Consider the following 20706-nt stretch of genomic DNA (forward strand, 5'->3'; position numbering starts at 1 on the left):
GACTTAAAAATCCCCTGACTTACGCTATGGCGTTTGTCAGGGGATTTTTTCATGCCTATCGATTTCTTATGGAGCCGTCTCCAGAAACTTCATTGTTGGATTTTTGTCCATTGCTGTGCGCATCGCATACTCATTCTCGAACAGAACGACATAATTGCCTTTCTTATCCTTCACGAGAGTAGAATTGATGCGGAATTTGGCAGGATCGATCTTGTTCGTCTCATCAACGATCCACCTTGCGAACTGGTAGGTCATCCGGTGCAGCTGAATGTCCACCCCATACTCCCCGCGCATCCGATATTCGAATACCTCGAATTGCAGATGGCCGACTACGCCGAGAATGGTCTCCTCGAAGCCGCTTGCCGAATGGAATACTTGTATCGTACCTTCCTCGGTCAGCTGATCAATACCCTTCTGGTATTGCTTATGCTTCAAGGCGTTCTTAACCGTTACCTTGGCGAATATCTCAGGAGAGAAGGTCGGCAGCTCGTCGAATACTACCTCTGATCCCTGTGACAAGGAATCTCCGATACGGAATATACCTGGATCGAACAAGCCGATAATATCGCCGGGATAAGCTGCTTCTACAATATCCCGATCCTGTGCTAGGAACTGCTGCGGCTGGGATAGCTTAATATCTTTGCCCGCACGGACATGACGAACGCTCATCCCGCGCTCGAATCGACCAGACACAATACGAAGGAATGCAATCCGATCTCGGTGTGCCGGATTCATATTCGCTTGAATTTTGAACACATAACCGGTAAATTTCTCATTCGTCGGTTCAATTGGACCCTGTGTGCTCATTCGCAGAACAGGCTTCGGCGCGAGCTCCAGGAAGTTATCGAGGAACGTCTGTACACCGAAGTTATTAACCGCACTTCCGAAGAAGATAGGCGTTAATTCGCCGGCCTGAACTTTCTCGTAATCGAATGGATCACCTGCTACGTCCAGCAGCTCAATATCTTGAATCAGCTGATCATGCAGGTATTCACCAGCCATTTCACGAATGATCGGGTCATTGTAGCTCTCTGTCTTACGAACCTCAATCTTGCTATGGTCATTGCCTTGGAACAGTTCGACTTGGTTTTTCATACGGTCATAGACACCGCATAGCTCGCGGCCCATTCCAATTGGCCAGTTCATTGGCACGGAACGAATACCGAGTACACGCTCCAGCTCCTCCATGAGCTCGAACGGGCTCTGACCTTCGCGGTCAAGCTTATTAATGAAGGTAAAGATCGGAATCCCACGCTTGCGGCATACTTGGAATAGCTTAATCGTCTGTGCCTCGACACCTTTGGCAACGTCGATAAGCATAACCGCGCTATCTGCTGCTGTCAGTGTACGATAAGTATCCTCACTGAAGTCTTGGTGACCAGGTGTATCGAGGATATTAACCCGATGTCCGTCATAATCGAATTGCATAACGCTGGATGTTACCGAGATACCACGCTGCTTCTCGATCTCCATCCAGTCAGATGTGGCATGGCGGCTCGCTTTACGCGCTTTGACCGACCCTGCTTCGCGGATGGCTCCCCCGAATAAAAGAAGCTTTTCCGTTAACGTTGTTTTCCCTGCATCAGGGTGAGAAATGATCGCAAACGTGCGTCGTTTATCTACTTCCTGAGCAAGTTCATTACTTAGCTTTTGGCTCATGCTTGAATTCCCCTCATTATAAAGCTTGTATAGCTGATTTGATTCAATCTCCAACATATGCGAAGACGCATCGACAAAATATGCTCAAAAAGCATACTTATCGATGCGCACCGGATACGCCTGATTTACGTTATTTGCCGCTGTTGCTTACCCAGACCACTTTATCTTCTTCTTGACCGTTCACAGGCCACCAGTGGAAGCCATCCTGCGCGAGCAGCTGATCTGCCCCTTCAGGGCCCCAAGTACCTGCCGGATAATGCTGAAGGTCAGTCTTATCTTCCCGCCAAGCAGCAGCAATGCGGTCTACGAAGTCCCAAGCTTGAGCAACTTCATCCCAACGAGTAAAATACGTGGAATCCCCGCGTACAGCATCGTGAATCAGACGCTCATAGGCTTCTGGCGTATTCAGGCCGATCTGGCAGCTTTGGCAGAATTCCATTGCAACAGGCTGAACAGAGTTGTCTGCTCCTGGAGTCTTGGCATTGACTTTGATATAGATGCCTTCCATCGGATTAACCCGAATAACGAGCAAGTTCGGAGCGAGATCATGACGCTGTGCGAACAAGACATTCTGTGGCATCGATTTAAATTCGATAACGACCTCTGTCGTTTTCACCGGAAGACGCTTGCCCGTACGAATATAGAACGGCACACCTGCCCAGCGGAAGTTATCGACTGAAATTTTGGCTGCAAAATACGTCTCCGTTGTGGATTCCTCACCAACCGAATCCTCCTGACGGTAGCCCGGCAGTGTGTTGCCTCTGGAAGAACCTTCGGTATATTGCGCACGCACGACATTGCTGCGTACATCATCACTTGAGTTATATCCGCGCAGAGAACGAAGCACCTTAACCTTCTCATCGCGAATGTCCTCACCATGCAGACGGCTAGGCGGCTCCATCGCAATCATCGTAAGCATCTGCAGCATATGATTCTGACCCATGTCGCGAAGGGCGCCAGACTTGTCATAATAGCCGCCGCGTTCCTCAACGCCAACCGTCTCCGATAACGTAATTTGAACGTTCGCGATATGATTATTGTTCCAGAGCGGCTCGAAGAATGCATTGGCAAACCGAATCACTTGAATATTTTGCACCATTTCTTTACCTAGATAGTGGTCAATACGGAAGATTTCCTCTTCCTTGAACACTTGGCTCAGCTGAGCATTCAGCTTGCCTGCCGATTCCAGATCGTAGCCGAAAGGCTTCTCGATTACGACACGGTTCCAACCTCTAGACTCCAGAAGGCCTCCGTCACGAAGACTGAAGGATACCGGACCGAACAGCTCAGGCGCAAGCGCTAAGTAGAACAGTCTGTTGCCTGGAATTGCAAATTTCTCATCCAGCTTATCAGACAGCTTAGACAGCTCTTTGAATGCCTCAACATTGTTAATATCAAGCGGCAAATACTCAAAGTGCTCTGCGAATCGATTCCAGAGCTCTGTATCATCTGCTTTGTAACGACAAAATTCCACGATGGATTCATATACATCAGAACGGAATTGTTCATTCGTGCGAGTTCTACGAGCAAGACCAACTACGGCAAAATTTTCAGACAGCTTGCCTTCTTTATATAAGCTGAACAAGGCCGGGAACAGTTTACGCTTCGCAAGATCACCTGTTGCCCCAAACAAATAATAAATAGCGCCTTGTGCGGAATTCGTATCGAGGTTCATAGTTTCGCTCATATTCCTCATTCTTTCCTGTTGATTTTATAGTTTCACATGTTATGTAGTTTAGCATATTAATCCTTAAATTCCTATTCATTCAACCATAAAAAAAACTGATGAGACTTCATATATATTCTGATTGTCTCATAGCCTCGAGGCTGCGTAATCCCCTGTAATGAGAGGACTTCCTACAATTAAATCCAACTGGCTAGTATCGGTATCTGTACGAACCGCGATCTGAAGATTTCCCTGTCGACCTTTTCCCGCCTGAATAACGGCATAGAGACGTTCCGTATAGAACGTTTCGCTGATCGTTCCCCCGTCATCGTAATGATCAATTCGCTTCGCTCCAGCCAGCGCTGCAATCTTCTTTGCTGCATTATCGTATTCTGTCTGCCCTCGAATGGTCATGCTTCCGGTATAAGCTATTTTATTCTGCCTAAGCGACGTCTCAACTTTACCATTGAGAGCAAGCAGAGTCTCAAGAGCCGTCCTCTCATTTGTCTCAAAAAGTACGATTGCCCTATACTCAGAGGAGTCCGTGCTTATGGAATGATACGAGAGTATTCCTCCCATCAGCTCCTTCGACAATGGATTGCCCCCCTCATTATATAACCTGCCCTCATCAGCTGTATTTTCATCCGTAAAAAGCAGTATCGCCAATTGGTCAAGCGAAGTCCTGCTGCCTGATACATCCCATCGGAAGGTCCACATTGCTTCACCCGCTCCACCTGCGTAGACCTTATCATTCCATTGCCATAATGCCTCTATATCATGCTGCATCGCACTTGTGGCCGCCTTATCGAGACGGGGGATTTGTGTCAACTGCTCTCTGTTAGCCAATGCCCATGCGCCTCCTAAGAGAAGTACGAGCACAGCCAGAATAATGCCTATACGGCTGCGACGTCGGAGCTCACTATTAGGCTTAGCAGGATTAGCCATACCTCTGCCTCCTCACGAGGAATTCGGATTATCGTTGCATTCCGCCAAAGAATATGGGTGAATGACCATACCTATAGCCCTCTAGGTGAATATACTGGTAGCAAAAGCCCACACCTTTGCTTCCGAAGTGATTTTACTCCACAAAGCTGCGCCTTTTGTTTCATAAAATCTAGGTCTTTGCTTCCGAAGTGATTTTACTCCACAAAGCTGCGCCTTTTGTTTCATAAAATCTTTAGGAGGGTAAATAATGGAACAAATATATCCTTTACATGAAGAGAATATTCAGAGGTTCTGCGGCTTGCCCGTCTGTGTTGTAATGTTCGACGGAACTCGCCATGTCGGTGTCCTTAGCCATTGCGGTAGCGGTAGAGTGACGTTGAATGGAGAATCAGGCGTCAGCCACGGCTCTGAGGCAGAAGTGATGAAGGTACAGCAGAAGAGCGCCAAGAACAAAAAAGGCAAAAAGGTCAAAGCCAAAGAAACCAAACAACCTGATGCTCAAACCCAGTCTTATCCATACGATCCTAACTACTACGGACCTGGACCATTCTTTCCGTTCGGAGGCGTACTCGGCCTAGATCTTGCGCTAATCGCTTTTCTATTCCTGCTCATTTGATTCAAAGTTCGCAGACTGCGACAAGGTTCGCTAGTCTTTGCACTTAACTTATTGTATGCTTAGCCCATCTGAAGGAGGTAGTTACCTTGCCAATCTCTCCTGTGAGAAGAACCGAACGCACGATCACCTTGACTCCTGTTCAAGCCGTCACGCCCTACGGAGCATACCCTTACCGGGATGGAGAGCCGCAGCTGCCTCCTGATTCTGGATTCGACTGGAATACTCCCTATCGTCAGGCAGCCCATCATGCAGCCGAATGGATTACAGCGTGCAGACAAGCCCAAGCAGCTGTAAGGTACATCGAGCACTCCATGCAGAAGGACTATTCACCTGACAACCTGTTGCATCAGCTTGAAGCCCTGGTTGCTGCCATGAATCAATTACATGATACCTATCATAGCTTGTCCGCTTATATTAACCGGAATATATGGGATAGGATCGAGCAAGCTATGCGGCATTCCGCTGCTGAGCTCATCGGTATCCAGCAGCATCCTGCTGCTGATTGCTGGGCCCTTGATACCGAGATTGCTGCAGCTGCCATTCATGACCAGCCTACTAAGAAGCAACCTCTATACCAGCAGCTCCTGGGTTCAAGCGGCTTACTCTCTTCCCTTCAGCTTGCCTTAGCCCACTCCAATGAGAGTAGTAGCATTGATGTGCTTCGCCAGGACATCTCGCTGCTACAACCCTATACAGCGTACTACCATACGATGCAAACGTACTGGCCATTCCCTTCAAGCGGATGGATTCTCAATCAGAAGCTTTAACTCATTTTACCAAAAAACCCAGCCGCACTCTATCCCCCTAACTGCCCTAGTCCACATAGCAGCTTAGCCAACTTTGTCACGTTGTGACGACAACACATCCATATAATCACAAAAAAGCACCGGAAGCCTCAACGTTACGGCTCTACCGGTGCTTTGCTTATATTGGTTATTCTGCAATCCCTTGCTTATGTGCATATATCGCTGCTTGAGTACGATCATCCACACCCAGCTTATTGAAAATATTCGTAATATGGAACTTCACTGTTTTCACTCCGATATAGAGCTCATCCGCGATTTCCTGATTGGACATCCCCTGCGCAACCCGCTTAAGCACATCCATCTCGCGCTCAGTCAGATCATCATGCAGGGCTGCCTGCTGAGGCTGCTTAGGCTGACGCAATCTGTTCATCATCTTAGCCGCAACCTGTGACTCCAGTACGGATTGGCCGCGAGCTGCTGCTCGAATGGCATCCGCAATTTCATTGGCACGGGAGGTTTTGAGCAAATAGCTGAATGCTCCCGCTTCAATTACAGGATAGAGCTTGCTATCGTCCAGATAGCTGGTCAATACGATAACCTTACAATCTGGATAAAGCTCAAGCAGCTTGGCTGTCGTCTCTACTCCGTCCATACCATCCATGACGAGATCCATCAACACAACATCAGGCTTATAAGCCTGAGCTAATCGAATACCCTCATAGCCGTTGCTTGCTTCTCCGACTACTTCAATGCCATCCTCCGTATCCAGAACGGCGGCAAGTCCGATCCGCACCATCTCATGATCATCAACCAGCAATACTTTAATACGTGGTTCTGATTGTACTATCGGCTCCACTACTTTTCACCGCTTTCGAATGGATCACAATCCAATTTCGTTATTCTATAGGTACTTTAATATCAATAAGAGTGCCTTCTCCAGGCTTAGAGTACATATGTAAAGAGCCTCCCAGCTCATTTACCCGCTCCTCCATTGTAAGCAGACCATAGGAGGTTTGCTTCTTCGCTTCTAGGTCGAATCCAACTCCACTGTCCTTCAATACCATACGCGCTTCATTCCCAGAACGTTGCAACTTTATTTGCATACTGTCTGCTTTTGAATGCCGCAGCGTATTGGATAATGCCTCTTGTGCAATTCGGAACAGATGGTCCTCCGCCTCAGGCTTCATCACGATCGTATCATCGAGCTCCAGCTCAATACTCATCGGAACCTTTTGCTTCAGCTCATCAACAAGGGCTGCTAATGCAAGTGCAAGGTTTTTTCCATCCAGATGAACTGGCCGCAAGTGCAGCAGAAGTGCACGCATCTCCGACTGGGCTACTGATGCCATTTCTTCAATAAGGGATACCTGCCTGCGGGCTCTCTCCCAGTCCTTCTCGATCGTCCTGCCTACAGCCGTTGCTGTCATCGATATAGCGAACAACTGCTGACTTACAGCATCGTGAAGCTCTCTGGCAAGACGTTGCCGTTCTTCAATTACGGCAGAGAATTTCACTTTCTCCGTCCAGATTGCATCACTCTGCTCCTGCTCTGATTGGGACTCCCGCTGATCGTCGCTTGTATTGAATGTAACCCGATAGTTCCGCTTACGTTGCTGCTCACTTAGTCTCTGCAAAGAAGCTTTGAGCTTAGAGTTTTGCAAATATCCCGCTAACGCGGCGGCTGCCAGCGCCCCTCCAATGACGGCGAGCCCAATGGCGGCCCACTTCCCTTGCAGAGTGAACAGCTCCACATAACCAATGCCCTGCAGCACAATAACAAATAAACTGACGATAATGAGCAGCCACAATATCGTTTCGGTTATATTTTTACGACGATCTGCTCTATTGACTTGTCCAGGCGGCTTCCCTTCTGCCATCCGTTACACTCCTTCGCCTGCAAGCAGGGAAGAGCAGACCGGACACAAGTGTCCGATCCGCTCTATCCATTCTACTTGTTTATTCCTCTGTCGTTTTGTTCAGCTTGCTCTTCAATGCTTCGAGCTGCTCATCAACCTTAAGCTTCTTCTCCATATCAGCCGCGCTGAAGCTTGTTGCTGCCGGGCTGCCTGTGTAGGAATAAGGAGTGCGAAGAACATCCGCTTCTGCTTCAAGTTGAATTATTTTCTCCTCCATACGGTGGAAGCCTCTTGAGGCCGAACCATTATCAATCGTATGGTTGGAAGTAATTGTAGCCATTTGTTTTTGTGCTTTGGCTACTTGTGCACGAGATGCAAGCTCATTACGCTTGTTGCGAAGCTGGTAGAACTCATCCTTCATCGTGTGCAGCTGCTGCATCAATTCCTCAGCCTGTGCTTTCGCTTGAGCGTATAGACCATTGTATTCTGTAGCCTTCTGGTCAAAATACAACTTCTCTTCCAGCAGCTTGCGAGCCAGCTCCTCTTGACCTGCGCGAAGGGCAGCTTCTGCCTTGGTCTCACGATCATTCGTGCTGCGTACCGCTTCTTCCAGGCGCTGCTTCAGACGACGTTCATTTGCCATTTGCTTAGCTACCGTCACTTCAGCTTGATGAATTTCCGATTCCATGTCACGCAGATATTGATTCAGCATAACAACCGGATCCTCCATTTTATCCAATACCTCATTCACCGAGGCCTTCGTCATATCCTTCATTCTTTTGAAAATTCCCATCTTAAATCTCTCCCTTCTCGTATTTAGCTAGTTTAGCTCGAAGCTCTTCATTTTCTTTACGCAGTGCCTTCTTCTCCAAATCATCCATCATGCTATCGAACTGCGATGAGGCTTGCTGAGATCCAGCAGTCTGTCCGTTGCTGCCCCACTGTCCTTGCGGTGGATTCTTATATGGTCCACCGTACCCAGAACCGAAGCCTTGCTGGCCTCCGAATCCGCTGCCATTGTTGAAGCCTCCGCCAAAGCTGTTGCTTCCGAAGCCTCCACCGAAGTTTGCACCTGCGCCAGGGCCGGGGCCTGGACCAAAGCCGTTATAGTATGGCGGTTCTTTCGGTACAACCAATCCTGCTATGATATACACGGGGATTACAAATCCACTTGTGAAGATCGCTGCCACGATTAGCAGAATACGCAATAGTGTCGCATCAACGTTGATCATCTCTGCTAATCCACCGCATAATCCGAACAGCTTTTTATCGCGTGTCGATCGGTACAGTTTTTTCAAGAGGTCCAACCTTCTTTCTCCAGCTTCCGTTTCAGCTGTTCTAATTCTCGTTCGATAACGGATTGTACAGTATTGCCTGCTTCAGACACGAATTCCTTTCCCATCCGGCGCAGATCCTGTAAGCTCTTCGCTTCCAGTTCCATATCGCTAATGCGGTCTTCTAGCTTTCTGAACATCGTTCCTGGCTGAGCACCCTGCTCCCCAAGTCCTGAAGCATACCGAGAATTCATCCGCTGCTGTAGTCTAAGCGACTCCATCCGTGCCGAGTAATATTCACGTTTATCGTATACACTCTGATATTCACTGCGCATTTGTCTAAGCTGCTCTTCTAGATCCAGTGTATTTTGTCTGCTCTGTTCGTACAGCTCGCGATATTGAATCGAGCGTTCCTCGCTTGCTGCTTTCTCATGTAGTGCAATTCGTGCTAACTGCTCTTCGCCTGCCTTAAGGGCGGTCAACGCCTGCTGCTCGCGTTTCTCCTTCTGCTGCTCAGCCTGCAGCCACTGCGCCTTCAGGTGATTGCTATGTCCGGCATACTGTTGGTATAGCTTCTCTGCTTGAATAATATCTTCTCTTGTTGACCAGAGAAATTGATCGATCAGGCGAACCGGATCTTCTGCTTTCTCTAGCCTTTCATTCAATGTTGCGACTGTAATGTCGCGAACTCGCCGCATTATGCTCATATCATATCCTCCTAGCTCCAATTTTCATTAGTAACCGCGATTGCTGCGTTTTTTGAATAGCGATATACCGAACACGATCAATGCAATCACGATAGCCAGCTTAATAATTCCTGTAATGTTGCCGAGTATTATGAATCCGCCGATAACGACGATAATACCGCCGAGCCATTTCTTATTATTGTTCCAGCCTACAATACCCAACCCTACTAGAATGGATCCGAACAAGAGTCCGACCAGGTTGCCTAGATGTATGCCGAAAAAGTTGAGAACAATAATACTTCCTATGACCGCTAACACGATGCCTAACACCTTTTTAACTTCCATCTCAATAACCACCGCCTTTTATCTTTTATTTGGTTGCCCGTTGTTTCCCGTTGTTTAAGGCTTGCTGCTTGCGTTTCTTGCTTATGTACCTATTGTAGATCTTTTCAGTACTTTCTAAAACGGACTTGCGGCGGTTTATGTACTAGACTTAGGTCGAGTGACGCTCCCATCCCTGAGTAATAGAGCGTCTAAGCACAAGAAAGAACGCCTTCCTCATTAGGCTGGAAGACGTTCATCTCTAAGCCGCATTCTCAACGTTTATTTTTCAAAAACAAATCGAATTGCCGCTGCTTCTCCGCTATAATCTTGTCAATGCCAGCAGACTTGAGCCTATCCATATATTCCGGCAGCACCTGATCAATATCTACAGACCCCGTCTCAAGCGCTGTCAAATATTGACGATCGACATTGACCACAGCAGCCATCTCCGCCTTAACGGAATCCCCATTGAATATGAAGCCAAGCCCTGGAGATACTTTCGTATCTTCATTGAACGCTCTGAATTTATCCCACTTGTCAGGGTCCTCTGTATCCCACACATAATTAAGAAATTGATTGCCGAACATCCAGTTGGTTCCGGGGTTATATTGGCTTGTTTTCTCTGTGCTCTTAATGACCTCATCATTAACCTTCACATAATGCTCACCCTCAATGCCGAAGTTAAGCAAATTGTTCAGATAGGGGTCCGTATGCAGCAGGTTAATGAACATCATTGCTCTAGCCGGGTCATCCGATGTTGAGGATATACCGAGCATCGCGCCTGCAGTCTCTGAGGTAGCCGTTGTCTTCGTATTCAGCTCCACCTGAGCAAGCTTCCCATTCAAGCCAGTCTGATTGGCTAGCTCTGCATATTTTCCCGGCTTCAGTGCTGATGTTACCGAGAATACTTTTCCTGACATCAGGGCATCATTGTTCATTGTCTGATTCGTTGCTGCATCACTGTTAATATACTTCTTCTTATAGAAATCCCGTGTAATTCTAAGCGTCTCTAAATACCTCTGCGTCTCATAAGTAGGCCTTACAATCGTATCATCAGCATCCTTCAGTATAATTCCTGGTATCGAGGTGTCACCAAGGGCATCATAGTTGCCAATGTAATGCGTATTAAAGGTTTCTCCCAGCTTCATATAGATGGGGATCATACCCGGCTTCTTCTCCAGTATGACTTTGTATACAGCATCCAGATCAAGAATCGTATGAACCTTCGACATATCAATACCAAGCTCCTCTGCAATATCGGAACGGTATACAATTCCTCCCTGTGCAGCAAACTCCTTATTCGTCGGTATGCCATAGTTTTTCCCATTAATCTGAGAACCAGCGAGAATCATAGGGTTCAGTGACTGCAATATGCCCTGTCCATAGATCTCCAGAAGCTCATCCAGCTCCAAGAATGCCCCTTTGGCGACATTCGCCGAATGCTTCGTCCACTGCGCTGTGAATATAATATCTACTTTTTCCCGCGATGCAATCATCAGATTAATTTTGTCGTCCCACGGGCCCCAATCGATTGGAACGAGATCGATTCGAGCGTTTATTGTCTTCATCAGATAGTCGCTCATTGCTGCTTCAATCTTTTGTTCATCCAGCTGAGGTGAGCCTACATAAACGAACTTAATCGTGTAGGGCTTCAGCTCATTCATATCCACCTGTATTGAAGCGCTTCCATTATCGTCCACAGCTTCTGCGTTATTTGGCATATTCGTTACCTCATCTCGGCCATAGCAACCACTCAGTATCAATAGACAAATAGCGATAGCGATCCACACACGAAAAAAACGGCCGCTCGTTCGATTCATGCTCGGAAGCCTCCTAATGGATTATCAATTAATTGTATAAGTTAGTTTAATTGTAAATAATAAGAATGAAAATGCAAGCACAAAAAAACCGCGTCAATAGCTGACGCGGCCTTTTTCCATTGCAGTGCTGTTATTTGCTTGCCAAGAATGCATCGTATTGCTTCTGCTTCTCTGCGACGACTTTTTCTACACCTGCCGCCTTCAGCTTCGAATCATACTCTGCAAGCACTTTATCAATGTCAACAGCTCCTGTTTCCAGTGCCCGCTGATATTGCTTGATAACGTTAGCGATTGCGCCTACTTCCGCTTTTACAGGCTCACTGTCGAATACGAAGCCGAGTGCTGGGGACACGATAGCGTTCTGATTGAACTCTAAGAATTTCGCCCACTTCTCCGGATCTTCCGTATTCCATACATAGTTCAGGAACTGGCTGCCGAACATCCAAGCGGAGCCAGGATTGTATTTCGGAGTATTAGCTGATGCAGTAATGATCTCTCCACTGCGTGTATAGTGATCGCCCTCGATTCCGAAGTTAAGCAGGTTGTTGATTTCTTTATCGGTATGCAGAAGGTTGATCAGCATCATCGCACGATCCGGATCTTTGGAGGTTGAGGAAATCCCGAGCATGGAGCCCGCAGTTTCTGAGGTTGCTACCGTCTTCTCTGTCATAATAATCTGAGCCAGCTTGCCAGTTAGATTGGATGCGCTTGCAATTTCGGAATCCTTACCTGGCTTCATCGGTTCTACTGTTGAGAATACTTTGCCTGCTTTCCAAGCGTCAGCAGAAGCAACTTGTGTTGTAGAAGCATCTGCATTAATGTAACCCTTCTTGAAGAAATCACGAGCAAGGTTCAAATATTCCTTATAGCGATCCATATGCTCAACTTGTGTAACTACAGTTGCATCAGCATCTTTGAGGATAGCACCTGGAATCGTTGAATCACCAAGGAAGTCATAGTTAGCGAAGAAGTGAGAGTTGAATACAGCACCAGTCGTGTACAACGGAACTAGATCTGGTCTCTTCTCTTTGACAACGGCATATACGGCATCCAGATCCGCAGGAGTTTTCACATTGCTCATATCAATGCCCAGCTCATCCGTTACATCTTTGCGATATACGATACCGCCTGCGGATGCAAGCTCCTTATTCGTAGGAACGCCATAGTTCTTGCCAGCGATTTTGGCTCCTTCTAGGAAGGCAGGATCAAGTGAATCCTTAATGCCTTGACCGTAATTATCAAGCAACGCGCCAAGCTCGATGAATGCGCCTTTTCCTACGTTCTTAGCGTGACCATTCCATTGTGCGGTAAAAATAATATCTACTTCCTCACGAGATGCAATCATCAGGTTGATTTTATCATCCCAAGCACCCCAGTCGATCGGCATGAGATCAATCGTTGCATTGATTTTGGCAGTCAGCAGCTTATTCAGCGCTTCTTCTACCTTCTTCTCATCCTCTTGCGGTGTTCCTGGGTATACGAGAGAAATGGTATAAGGCTTCAATTCAGGCTCCGGTGCCTCTGTTGCTTCCGTAGTCGGAGCATTTGTAGCTGTATTGCCTTCTGTCGCCGGTTCATTGTTATTACCCCCATTGCTTGAGCATGCAGACACGAGCAATACGACGGCCATCATGACCATAAGAAGCATAGATGTTCTTTGTTTGATCTGCTTCATTCCCGGTGAACCTCCCTTAAATAAATGGTTTATTTATGCTAAACCGGCATTGCTGCCGGCTACAGCCTAACTCATAGAGCGCTCGGATCGCTTGCAGCTTCGCTGCGGCTCAGCCTTTAACGGCTCCAACCGTCAGCCCTTTGACAAAATATTTCTGGAAGAACGGATAAGCGAATATAATGGGCCCAATACCGACTACAACCATCGCCATACGTACCGTTTCACTAGGGAAGGTGAATTTGCCCCCCGCTGCGATAATCGCCTGTGAAGCTGTACTGTTATTGGCAAGAAACTGAATGTTGAGCATCGTTTTGTACATCAGGTATTGAACCGTAATGTTGGAATCCTTCGTGATGAACACGAGACTGAGGAACCAATCATTCCAATACGTCAGTGTCTGGAACAGCGCAACCGTCGCAAGCACAGGGAGGGAGAGCGGAAGCACGATTTTGGCAAAAATCCGCATTTCTCCGGCGCCATCGATTTTGGCTGATTCCAATACCGCTGCCGGTATTGTCGTCTGGAAGAACGTACGCATGATGAGAACGAAGAAGGCAGCTACCATCAGCGGCAGAATAAGTGAGGCTAACGTATCCTTCAAGTCCAGCACCTGCACATACACCAGATACCAAGGCACAAGGCCACCAGAGAACAGCATCGTGAAGAACACGAAGAAAGTGAAGAACTTGCCATGAGGGAAATCCGGTCTCGATATCGGATAAGCATACAGAGCCATAATGACCAAGCTCAGTAAGGTACCAACAACGGTCACAATTATCGAGATACTATATGATCGAAAGATTTGTGTAGCATCTGCGAATAGGAACTCATACGCGCCGAAGCTTAATTGGGATGGAATGAATTGATAGCCCTCACGAACGACTGTGCTCTCATCCGTTATCGATACCATCACGATTAGAACGAGCGGAATAATACACATCAATGAATAGAGAATGAAGAAAATATGGATTCCTAGAGAAGCCGCGAACGGCATTTGGTTTTTCGGGTTGGATCCCGATGATATTGTCCTGACTGCTTCCATAGGCTCACCTCCTAGAATAATGCGTTTTCTTTGTTCAGACGTCTGACAACCCAGTTAGATAGGAACACCAGTGTAAAGCCTACGATAGACTGCAGCAGCCCTGCCGCGGATGAAAGTCCGATGTCTCCAACCGTTAGGAAGGTTCGATAGACGTAGGTGTCTATTACGTTCGTTACTGGGAACAGAAGCCCTGACTCTCTTGGGACCTGGAAGAATAGCCCGAAATCTGCGTTGAAAATCCGGCCAATCTGCAGCAGCGTCATTATCGTAATAATAGGTGTAATGAGCGGGATCGTAATTCCGGTGATCTGCTTCCATTTGCTTGCGCCGTCGATTGTGGCCGCTTCATAATACTCATCATCGATTCCGATAATGGCAGCCATATAGATGACGGTGTAGTACCCCATGCTTTTCCACGTATTGACGATCGGTAGAATGAATGGCCATACATTTTGCGTGAAGTACCATTGTACCTTCTCCAGTCCAAGAGCGGGCAGCAGACTTGTGTTCAAGTAGCCGTGCTCTTCGCTTAGGAAGCCGAATACGAGGTAGCTAATAACGACCATTGATAGAAAGTAAGGTAGAAACATAACCGTCTGGTGGAACTTCGCAAGGAATTTGTTCTTGATCTCATTGAGCATAATGGCGAAGGCCAGCGGGAAAACCAAGTTCAGTACGATAAACAAGGAATTGTACAGCAGTGTGTTCCGGGTAATGATCCAAGCATCTGAGGTTTTGAACAAATACTCAAAGTTCGTTAGCCCGCTCCATGCACTGCCCCATATTCCATCCGCATAGTTAATGTTCTTGAAAGCTATGATAATTCCGAACATCGGGATGTAGTTATTGAATAACAACAACGCGATAGCCGGCAGCATCATGATGTAGAACATCCAATATGTTTTGAAAATTTTCAGTTGAGAGCGTTTGCGTAATTTCGGCTGCGGAACGTAGGCCATTGATGCCGCTTCCGATGTATGCTTCGCCATCGCCTTCCTCCTCCTTCTCCATCTCTATCCTCTTGACTGTCTGATCTTGCTTATTATTGTAATCAAAAAAGACGCCGACTACTGTCGGCGCCGTGACCGCATTAACGGTCATGTGACTTCTAATCATACACTTTGAAATTTCTTGCGGTATTCTTGAGGAGTCAGCCCTGTTCCCTTCTTGAACAGCTTGGAGAAATGAGAGAAGTTCGAATAACCAACAGCAGCAGCAATGTCACTAATCCGGTTATTCGTCTTCTCCAGATCTGCTCTGGCCTTCGCTATTCGCAGCTTAACCAAATAATCGGTAAGCGAGCAGCCCGTTTCTTTGCGGAACAGTCGGGATAGATAAGCTGGATTGAGATAGACGGCTTCTGCTGCTTGCTCGCGGCTGAACTCCTCTCCCATATGCTCCTCCATGTAACGCTTAATTTTCTCCACAACCTGTGATACATCTTTCCCATGTTTGCCTGCGTACTCCATAAGCTCATTACTTAGCTGATGCGTCCAGCTTCGCATCCGAGTGAGAGATTTGAGACTAGTCTCCGGTACCTCCCATTCTCCTTTCGTGAACACATCTGTTATCGTCACCGTCTTTTTATGGAACCATTGGAAGAGCATATTCATATAGCCAAAATAAAAAGAGGACAAAGATGTATAATCGATCCTTTGCTCCTGCATGTGGTCGAAGCATTCGTCTATTCGCAGCGACAGCTCTATCCGCTTACCAGACTCGAGCAGCAGCAGCCATTCAGAGAAGTCGATTTGCGGAGCGACATGGCTCACGAGCTTTTTGCTATGCTCTTTCTCCTTCAGTACAGTACATGTACCGCTCACATTCATTCGCTCCAGCTCTAGCAGCCCTTGGACAGAGGTGCGGATTTGCTGAACCTCTGCCATCTCCCCAATGTAGCAGGACAGCTGACAGTGCAGCATAGCTCTGCATTGCTCAATGAAGGATTGACATCTCCCCGCTAGTACTGAATCACCAATTCCCTCTTGACCTGGTATCTCATAAAAGAGTGCATATAAGATTCCGCTGCCATCCTGTATCACAATGCCCGGCTCATCTTGCAGCAGCAGCTCCTCAGCTGCATTCTTAACACCGTAGGTCATGATCTCCTCGTCACGAGCGGACCATTCCTCCCGCCACTGCTCAATACTGATGAGCACCGTGCGAAGCATCTGATCAGCCTGCAGCGGGATGCCATAGGTGGACAATGCTGCATTCAGCTGCTGCGGAGCTACAGATACCCTGTAATGAAGAACATCCTGCCAGAATCGTTCAATCAAGACTGGCTGCTGTTTTTTCCACTGCTCGTAATAAATGTCATAAGTACTCTTAATCTCGGCAAGCCTCTCCAGCTCTCTTACTTTGTCTATTGCTTCATTCACACAAGCTTTGAGCACACTATGATCAATCGGCTTTAATAAGTATTCGAAGCAGTCCAGCTGTACGGCCTGCTGCGCATATTTGAAGTCAGCATGACCGGTTAAGAAAATGGTCACACTCGAGGAGGAATACGTGTTCACCCATTCCAATAAATCAATGCCGCTCTGAATCGGCATATCGATATCAGAGATAATAATATGAATCGTATGCTCGGACAGCAAGGCTCTTGCCTCTTCGGCATCATACGCTGTATAAATACCGGATATCGGCAGATCCTGCCAATCGATACCTTTTACAATACCCCGAATTGCAATCTCTTCATCATCTACGACTAGTAGATTATACATTCGACTTCTCCCCTTCTATTGGCAATGGAAAAGCAATACGTACGACTGCGCCGCTGCTGCCCTCAGCCATATTGCTGAACTGAATAGACACTTTCTCACCATAGAGCAGTTGAAGCCGATGGATGACATTCATAATGCCAAGCCTGCTTGATTCGCCCTGCTGCAAGGGCTCCTTGCTCGCAAGCTTGGCAAGCACATCCTCTGTGAAGCCTACACCATTATCTGTAATCGTCAGAATGAAGCCTTCTGTATCGATGATTTCTCCTGTTATATGGATATGGAACAGCTGTCTCCGATTCTTAAATCCATGTATGATCGAATTCTCGACGAACGGCTGAACCGTCAGAGCGGCAATAGGGTAGCTGCGCAAGCTGTCAGGCCCGTCAAAGATGAATTCTAGCTTATCCGGAAACCGCATTTTTTGAATCGTAATATAATTGCTAATATGGTTCAGTTCCTCGCCAAGCGTAATCATATCCCGGTTAGCAGTCATAATAAAACGGAAATAATCAGCTAGATGGAGAGACATCACCTTTACTGAATCCGTATCACCCAGCGCTGCGAGATTATATATGATATTCAAGCTGTTCATATAGAAATGCGGATTAATTTGTCCCTGCAGCTGCTTCAGTTCACCCTGCTTCACTCGCAGCTGCTCCTCATAGACGTCGATCTTCAGCGTTTTGATCTGCTCAGCCATCTTGTTGAAGGTGTTACCTAGAAATACGAATTCCAGTGATTTCCCCGTCTTCAATCGGACATCGAGCATACCAAGCGATATCTTCTTCATCCCTACAATGAGCTCCTGTAGCGGCTTGAACAGCATATTCCGCATAAACACCAAGTAGATAAGCAAGATCACTAGAAAGCCTATTGGGGCGAGCATTGCCGCATTACGGAAAAATAATAAATCACGCAGCAGCGTCTTCTCCGGTATCATAACTCGGTAAGCAATATTCGCCATGTCGCTCATGCGATTCATAACCATATAAGCGGAGCCTGTATCGCTTTCAGTTACTGTATCATAGAGCTGTATCGATGATGTCTGCTGTGTTGGCGCAACAAGTGCCGCGTTCTCGGACAAGGAATGCAATAGCTGATCCCCCTGCCTAAGATAGATTTCACTATGGCCAATATCGCCATCACTCCACTGCACCGACAACATGGCATTAAGCTCCTTTACCTTGATGATGGCGCCAATATAAAGATCCTCCGATACTTGTATAAAATTAATTAGGAAGTACTTCCCTAGCATCCGGTCATCCGATCTAACCTCCCAAATTTCCTGATTGTTCTGAGCCAGATTCTGCTCTGTCGTCATCTGCTCCATATGGGTCTGAATGATCTCCCTAGTATCGTTGTATATGCTGTTCGTGCCGAATATAATATCGTTACTGTGATATAGAAATACAGAGTCAATCATATTATAGACACCTACATCTCGATTAAGCTTGCCATCAATTCTGATCTTTGTCAGTGTATAAGCATCACTATCCTGGGGAAAAGACATTAACAGCCCCACATCAGAGTCCATGACGGACATCTTATACAAGTAATTATTGATCTGCGCCAGATTGTTGTCTGTCTGCCCGACGAATATATCGAGGGTATTCTGATAAGTTTCAGATACCTTATCACGCACTAAATCTCTAGAGTACATATTGTTCACAAGCATATACACAACAATAGGAAGCATGACGACCATAAAACCAATAACAAGACGTGATCTAATCGACTGGACGAACCTCACAGCGTCTTCCTCCCGGAATCTCTTCTTATAATTGTACCATTCTACCATTTAAAGCGTTTTCTTAATATGAAAAAATAAAAAAATCTCTTAAGATTATTTCTAATCTCAAGAGCTTTGGACGGCTTCCTTGTTATAGGGTTATCGCTTAAAATAAAAAAAACTTGAAGATTACTCTTCAAGTTTTGTGTTAGTATTTATGGTGCCGGTGAGAGGACTCGAACCTCCACGGTTTCCCTCACGATTTTGAGTCGCGCGCGTCTGCCATTCCGCCACACCGGCATTTAGTAAATATGGCGTGCCCTAAGAGATTCGAACTCCTGACCTTTTGATTCGTAGTCAAACGCTCTATCCAGCTGAGCTAAGGGCACAAATATGAGATTGTGGAGGCGCCACCCAGACTCGAACTGGGGGTAGAGCTTTTGCAGAGCTCTGCCTTACCACTTGGCTATGGCGCCACAATAATGGAGCGGAAGACGGGAATCGAACCCGCGACCCTCGCCTTGGCAAGGCGATGCTCTACCGCTGAGCCACTTCCGCATATAATGGCTGGGGATTCAGGGATCGAACCTGAGAATGACGGAGTCAAAGTCCGTTGCCTTACCGCTTGGCTAATCCCCAACAATTTGTTTCATTCATAGTTAGTAAATATGGGGCGATCGAGGGGAATTGAACCCCCGAATGTCGGATCCACAAACCGATGCGTTAACCACTTCGCCACGACCGCCATACTGCTATTAAGTTATTTCTGGCAGGGGCAGCAGGAATTGAACCCACACCAAAGGTTTTGGAGACCTTTGTTCTACCTTTAAACTATGCCCCTAAGTTAATGGTGGAGGGCGATGGATTCGAACCACCGAACCCGAAGGAGCAGATTTACAGTCTGCCGTGTTTAGCCACTTCACTAGCCCTCCACATATGGTGCCGGCGAGAGGATTCGAACCCCCGACCTACTGATTACAAGTCAGTTGCTCTACCAACTGAGCTACACCGGCATATTGAGTTGGTACATCTTACAGCATTTAAAAATGGTGGCTCGGGACGGAATCGAACCGCCGACACGAGGATTTTCAGTCCTCTGCTCTACCGACTGAGCTACCGAGCCTGATGTTTGATAATGGCGGAGCTGACGGGATTCGAACCCGCGGTCTCCTGCGTGACAGGCAGGCATGTTAGGCCTCTACACCACAGCTCCACATCATATTCTCGGATAAGTCCGAAGGTAATTTGGTTGCGGGGGCAGGATTTGAACCTGCGGCCTTCGGGTTATGAGCCCGACGAGCTACCGGGCTGCTCCACCCCGCGTCATTATAAAAGGTATATGGTGGAGGCTGAGGGGATCGAACCCCCGACCCTCTGCTTGTAAGGCAGATGCTCTCCCAGCTGAGCTAAGCCTCCATATTATCGTTGAACGACTTTTATAATATATCATATCTTGAATTTCTTTGCAAGCTTTTTTTAAATAAATGGTGACCCGTAGGGGAATCGAACCCCTGTTACCTCCGTGAAAGGGAGGTGTCTTAACCGCTTGACCAACGGGCCATCTTAATATTCATTACCATTGTAAGGTAATATGGCAGAGAGGAAGGGATTCGAACCCTCGAGACCCGGTTAGAGCCTACACGATTTCCAATCGTGCTCCTTCGACCACTCGGACACCTCTCTATATGGCTCCCCGAACAGGACTCGAACCTGTGACAACTCGATTAACAGTCGAGTGCTCTACCAACTGAGCTATCAGGGAATATAACTTACTCAAAGCGTATTGCGCCTTGAAAACTGGATGCGAAAGATTAGAATGAACACCTTTAGTTAGTTAGGATAAGCCCTCGACCGATTAGTATTCGTCAGCTGCACGCATTGCTGCGCTTCCACCCCGAACCTATCAACCTCGTCGTCTTCAAGGGGTCTTACTAATTGGGAA

18 protein-coding genes, 16 tRNA genes and 1 rRNA gene are annotated in these 20706 nt (G+C 47.1%); 2 read left to right on the forward strand and 33 right to left on the reverse strand.

Annotated features, from left to right (window positions below; all coding sequences use genetic code 11):
* Positions 1-66 precede the first annotated feature (66 nt).
* The 3 genes from AC6ESP_RS27235 to AC6ESP_RS27245 form a co-directional block, all read right to left on the reverse strand.
* Positions 67-1659, reverse strand: a complete 1593-nt coding sequence (locus AC6ESP_RS27235; protein ID WP_497099910.1) for a peptide chain release factor 3 — start codon at positions 1657-1659, stop codon at positions 67-69.
* Between the two features lie 130 nt (positions 1660-1789).
* Positions 1790-3346: a glucose-6-phosphate dehydrogenase gene (gene zwf / locus AC6ESP_RS27240; protein WP_497099911.1), complete on the reverse strand. Its 1557-nt coding sequence runs from the start codon at positions 3344-3346 to the stop codon at positions 1790-1792.
* Positions 3347-3472: 126 nt separating this feature from the next.
* A complete protein-coding gene (locus AC6ESP_RS27245) occupies positions 3473-4270 on the reverse strand; it encodes a YwmB family TATA-box binding protein (protein WP_497099912.1) in 798 nt (265 codons plus the stop codon).
* 247 nt (positions 4271-4517) lie between these two features.
* Between AC6ESP_RS27245 and AC6ESP_RS27250 the strand changes: the two genes are divergently transcribed.
* Both AC6ESP_RS27250 and AC6ESP_RS27255 read left to right on the forward strand, forming a co-directional pair.
* Positions 4518-4886: a hypothetical protein gene (locus AC6ESP_RS27250; protein ID WP_497099913.1), complete on the forward strand. Its 369-nt coding sequence runs from the start codon at positions 4518-4520 to the stop codon at positions 4884-4886.
* Between the two features lie 86 nt (positions 4887-4972).
* The gene (locus AC6ESP_RS27255) at positions 4973-5653 is read left to right on the forward strand and encodes a hypothetical protein (RefSeq protein ID WP_497099914.1); all 681 of its coding nucleotides are present in this window, start codon (positions 4973-4975) and stop codon (positions 5651-5653) included.
* Between the two features lie 166 nt (positions 5654-5819).
* Here AC6ESP_RS27255 and AC6ESP_RS27260 read toward each other — a convergent pair whose 3' ends face one another.
* From AC6ESP_RS27260 to AC6ESP_RS27405, 30 genes are all read right to left on the reverse strand, one after another.
* The gene (locus AC6ESP_RS27260) at positions 5820-6488 is read right to left on the reverse strand and encodes a response regulator (protein ID WP_497099915.1); all 669 of its coding nucleotides are present in this window, start codon (positions 6486-6488) and stop codon (positions 5820-5822) included.
* Between the two features lie 40 nt (positions 6489-6528).
* Positions 6529-7509, reverse strand: a complete 981-nt coding sequence (locus tag AC6ESP_RS27265) for a sensor histidine kinase (RefSeq protein WP_497099917.1) — start codon at positions 7507-7509, stop codon at positions 6529-6531.
* Between the two features lie 79 nt (positions 7510-7588).
* Positions 7589-8281, reverse strand: coding sequence for a PspA/IM30 family protein (locus tag AC6ESP_RS27270; protein ID WP_497099918.1), 693 nt, complete (start codon positions 8279-8281; stop codon positions 7589-7591).
* Between the two features lies 1 nt (position 8282).
* A complete protein-coding gene (locus tag AC6ESP_RS27275; RefSeq protein ID WP_497099919.1) occupies positions 8283-8786 on the reverse strand; it encodes a PspC domain-containing protein in 504 nt (167 codons plus the stop codon).
* A complete protein-coding gene (locus AC6ESP_RS27280) occupies positions 8783-9469 on the reverse strand; it encodes a PspA/IM30 family protein (protein WP_497099920.1) in 687 nt (228 codons plus the stop codon). Before AC6ESP_RS27280 ends, AC6ESP_RS27275 begins: the two co-directional genes overlap by 4 nt.
* A gap of 27 nt (positions 9470-9496) precedes the next feature.
* Positions 9497-9793 carry a LiaF transmembrane domain-containing protein gene (locus AC6ESP_RS27285; protein ID WP_497099921.1) on the reverse strand — a complete coding sequence of 99 codons (297 nt, stop codon included), beginning with the start codon at positions 9791-9793 and terminating at the stop codon, positions 9497-9499.
* 251 nt (positions 9794-10044) lie between these two features.
* Complete coding sequence (locus AC6ESP_RS27290; protein ID WP_497099922.1) at positions 10045-11592, reverse strand: ABC transporter substrate-binding protein; 1548 nt, start codon at positions 11590-11592, stop codon at positions 10045-10047.
* Between the two features lie 130 nt (positions 11593-11722).
* Positions 11723-13267: an ABC transporter substrate-binding protein gene (locus AC6ESP_RS27295; protein WP_497099923.1), complete on the reverse strand. Its 1545-nt coding sequence runs from the start codon at positions 13265-13267 to the stop codon at positions 11723-11725.
* A 109-nt stretch (positions 13268-13376) separates the two neighbouring features.
* Positions 13377-14309: a carbohydrate ABC transporter permease gene (locus AC6ESP_RS27300; RefSeq protein ID WP_497099924.1), complete on the reverse strand. Its 933-nt coding sequence runs from the start codon at positions 14307-14309 to the stop codon at positions 13377-13379.
* Between the two features lie 11 nt (positions 14310-14320).
* The gene (locus AC6ESP_RS27305; RefSeq protein ID WP_497099925.1) at positions 14321-15190 is read right to left on the reverse strand and encodes an ABC transporter permease; all 870 of its coding nucleotides are present in this window, start codon (positions 15188-15190) and stop codon (positions 14321-14323) included.
* Positions 15153-15425, reverse strand: a complete 273-nt coding sequence (locus tag AC6ESP_RS27310) for a hypothetical protein (protein ID WP_497099926.1) — start codon at positions 15423-15425, stop codon at positions 15153-15155. The genes AC6ESP_RS27305 and AC6ESP_RS27310 overlap by 38 nt, the downstream gene beginning before the upstream one ends.
* On the reverse strand, positions 15422-17035 hold the full coding sequence (locus AC6ESP_RS27315) for a response regulator (RefSeq protein ID WP_497099927.1): 1614 nt from the start codon (positions 17033-17035) through the stop codon (positions 15422-15424). The genes AC6ESP_RS27310 and AC6ESP_RS27315 overlap by 4 nt, the downstream gene beginning before the upstream one ends.
* Positions 17028-18785, reverse strand: coding sequence for a sensor histidine kinase (locus tag AC6ESP_RS27320; RefSeq protein WP_497099928.1), 1758 nt, complete (start codon positions 18783-18785; stop codon positions 17028-17030). The genes AC6ESP_RS27315 and AC6ESP_RS27320 overlap by 8 nt, the downstream gene beginning before the upstream one ends.
* 197 nt (positions 18786-18982) lie before the next feature.
* Positions 18983-19064 (reverse strand) — tRNA-Leu (locus tag AC6ESP_RS27325).
* 12 nt (positions 19065-19076) lie between these two features.
* Positions 19077-19153, reverse strand: a tRNA-Arg gene (locus AC6ESP_RS27330).
* A 13-nt stretch (positions 19154-19166) separates the two neighbouring features.
* Positions 19167-19240, reverse strand: a tRNA-Cys gene (locus AC6ESP_RS27335).
* Positions 19241-19247: 7 nt separating this feature from the next.
* A tRNA-Gly gene (locus AC6ESP_RS27340) sits at positions 19248-19322 on the reverse strand.
* Between the two features lie 6 nt (positions 19323-19328).
* A tRNA-Gln gene (locus tag AC6ESP_RS27345) sits at positions 19329-19403 on the reverse strand.
* Positions 19404-19433: 30 nt separating this feature from the next.
* Positions 19434-19509 (reverse strand) — tRNA-His (locus tag AC6ESP_RS27350).
* Between the two features lie 22 nt (positions 19510-19531).
* Positions 19532-19605 (reverse strand) — tRNA-Trp (locus tag AC6ESP_RS27355).
* A gap of 7 nt (positions 19606-19612) precedes the next feature.
* A tRNA-Tyr gene (locus tag AC6ESP_RS27360) sits at positions 19613-19696 on the reverse strand.
* A gap of 5 nt (positions 19697-19701) precedes the next feature.
* Positions 19702-19777 (reverse strand) — tRNA-Thr (locus tag AC6ESP_RS27365).
* A gap of 34 nt (positions 19778-19811) precedes the next feature.
* Positions 19812-19887: transfer RNA gene (locus AC6ESP_RS27370), tRNA-Phe, on the reverse strand.
* 13 nt (positions 19888-19900) lie between these two features.
* Positions 19901-19977: transfer RNA gene (locus AC6ESP_RS27375), tRNA-Asp, on the reverse strand.
* A gap of 33 nt (positions 19978-20010) precedes the next feature.
* A tRNA-Met gene (locus AC6ESP_RS27380) sits at positions 20011-20087 on the reverse strand.
* Positions 20088-20104: 17 nt separating this feature from the next.
* A tRNA-Val gene (locus AC6ESP_RS27385) sits at positions 20105-20180 on the reverse strand.
* A 69-nt stretch (positions 20181-20249) separates the two neighbouring features.
* Positions 20250-20324, reverse strand: a tRNA-Glu gene (locus AC6ESP_RS27390).
* Positions 20325-20356: 32 nt separating this feature from the next.
* Positions 20357-20447, reverse strand: a tRNA-Ser gene (locus AC6ESP_RS27395).
* 3 nt (positions 20448-20450) lie between these two features.
* Positions 20451-20526 (reverse strand) — tRNA-Asn (locus tag AC6ESP_RS27400).
* A 73-nt stretch (positions 20527-20599) separates the two neighbouring features.
* Positions 20600-20706: ribosomal RNA gene (locus AC6ESP_RS27405) — 23S ribosomal RNA — on the reverse strand; the annotation flags it as partial.

It is taken from the genome of Paenibacillus xinjiangensis (assembly GCF_059686975.1).

Coding starts and splice junctions, on each gene's coding strand:
- AC6ESP_RS27235 (WP_497099910.1), bottom strand. CDS start 1,659: ATGAGCCAAAAGCTAAGTAATGAACTTGCTCAGGAAGTAGATAAACGA.
- zwf (WP_497099911.1), bottom strand. CDS start 3,346: ATGAGCGAAACTATGAACCTCGATACGAATTCCGCACAAGGCGCTATT.
- AC6ESP_RS27245 (WP_497099912.1), bottom strand. CDS start 4,270: ATGGCTAATCCTGCTAAGCCTAATAGTGAGCTCCGACGTCGCAGCCGT.
- AC6ESP_RS27250 (WP_497099913.1), top strand. CDS start 4,518: ATGGAACAAATATATCCTTTACATGAAGAGAATATTCAGAGGTTCTGC.
- AC6ESP_RS27265 (WP_497099917.1), bottom strand. CDS start 7,509: ATGGCAGAAGGGAAGCCGCCTGGACAAGTCAATAGAGCAGATCGTCGT.
- AC6ESP_RS27270 (WP_497099918.1), bottom strand. CDS start 8,281: ATGGGAATTTTCAAAAGAATGAAGGATATGACGAAGGCCTCGGTGAAT.
- AC6ESP_RS27280 (WP_497099920.1), bottom strand. CDS start 9,469: ATGAGCATAATGCGGCGAGTTCGCGACATTACAGTCGCAACATTGAAT.
- AC6ESP_RS27285 (WP_497099921.1), bottom strand. CDS start 9,793: ATGGAAGTTAAAAAGGTGTTAGGCATCGTGTTAGCGGTCATAGGAAGT.
- AC6ESP_RS27290 (WP_497099922.1), bottom strand. CDS start 11,592: ATGAATCGAACGAGCGGCCGTTTTTTTCGTGTGTGGATCGCTATCGCT.
- AC6ESP_RS27295 (WP_497099923.1), bottom strand. CDS start 13,267: ATGAAGCAGATCAAACAAAGAACATCTATGCTTCTTATGGTCATGATG.
- AC6ESP_RS27300 (WP_497099924.1), bottom strand. CDS start 14,309: ATGGAAGCAGTCAGGACAATATCATCGGGATCCAACCCGAAAAACCAA.
- AC6ESP_RS27305 (WP_497099925.1), bottom strand. CDS start 15,190: ATGATGCTGCCGGCTATCGCGTTGTTGTTATTCAATAACTACATCCCG.
- AC6ESP_RS27310 (WP_497099926.1), bottom strand. CDS start 15,425: ATGATTAGAAGTCACATGACCGTTAATGCGGTCACGGCGCCGACAGTA.
- AC6ESP_RS27315 (WP_497099927.1), bottom strand. CDS start 17,035: ATGTATAATCTACTAGTCGTAGATGATGAAGAGATTGCAATTCGGGGT.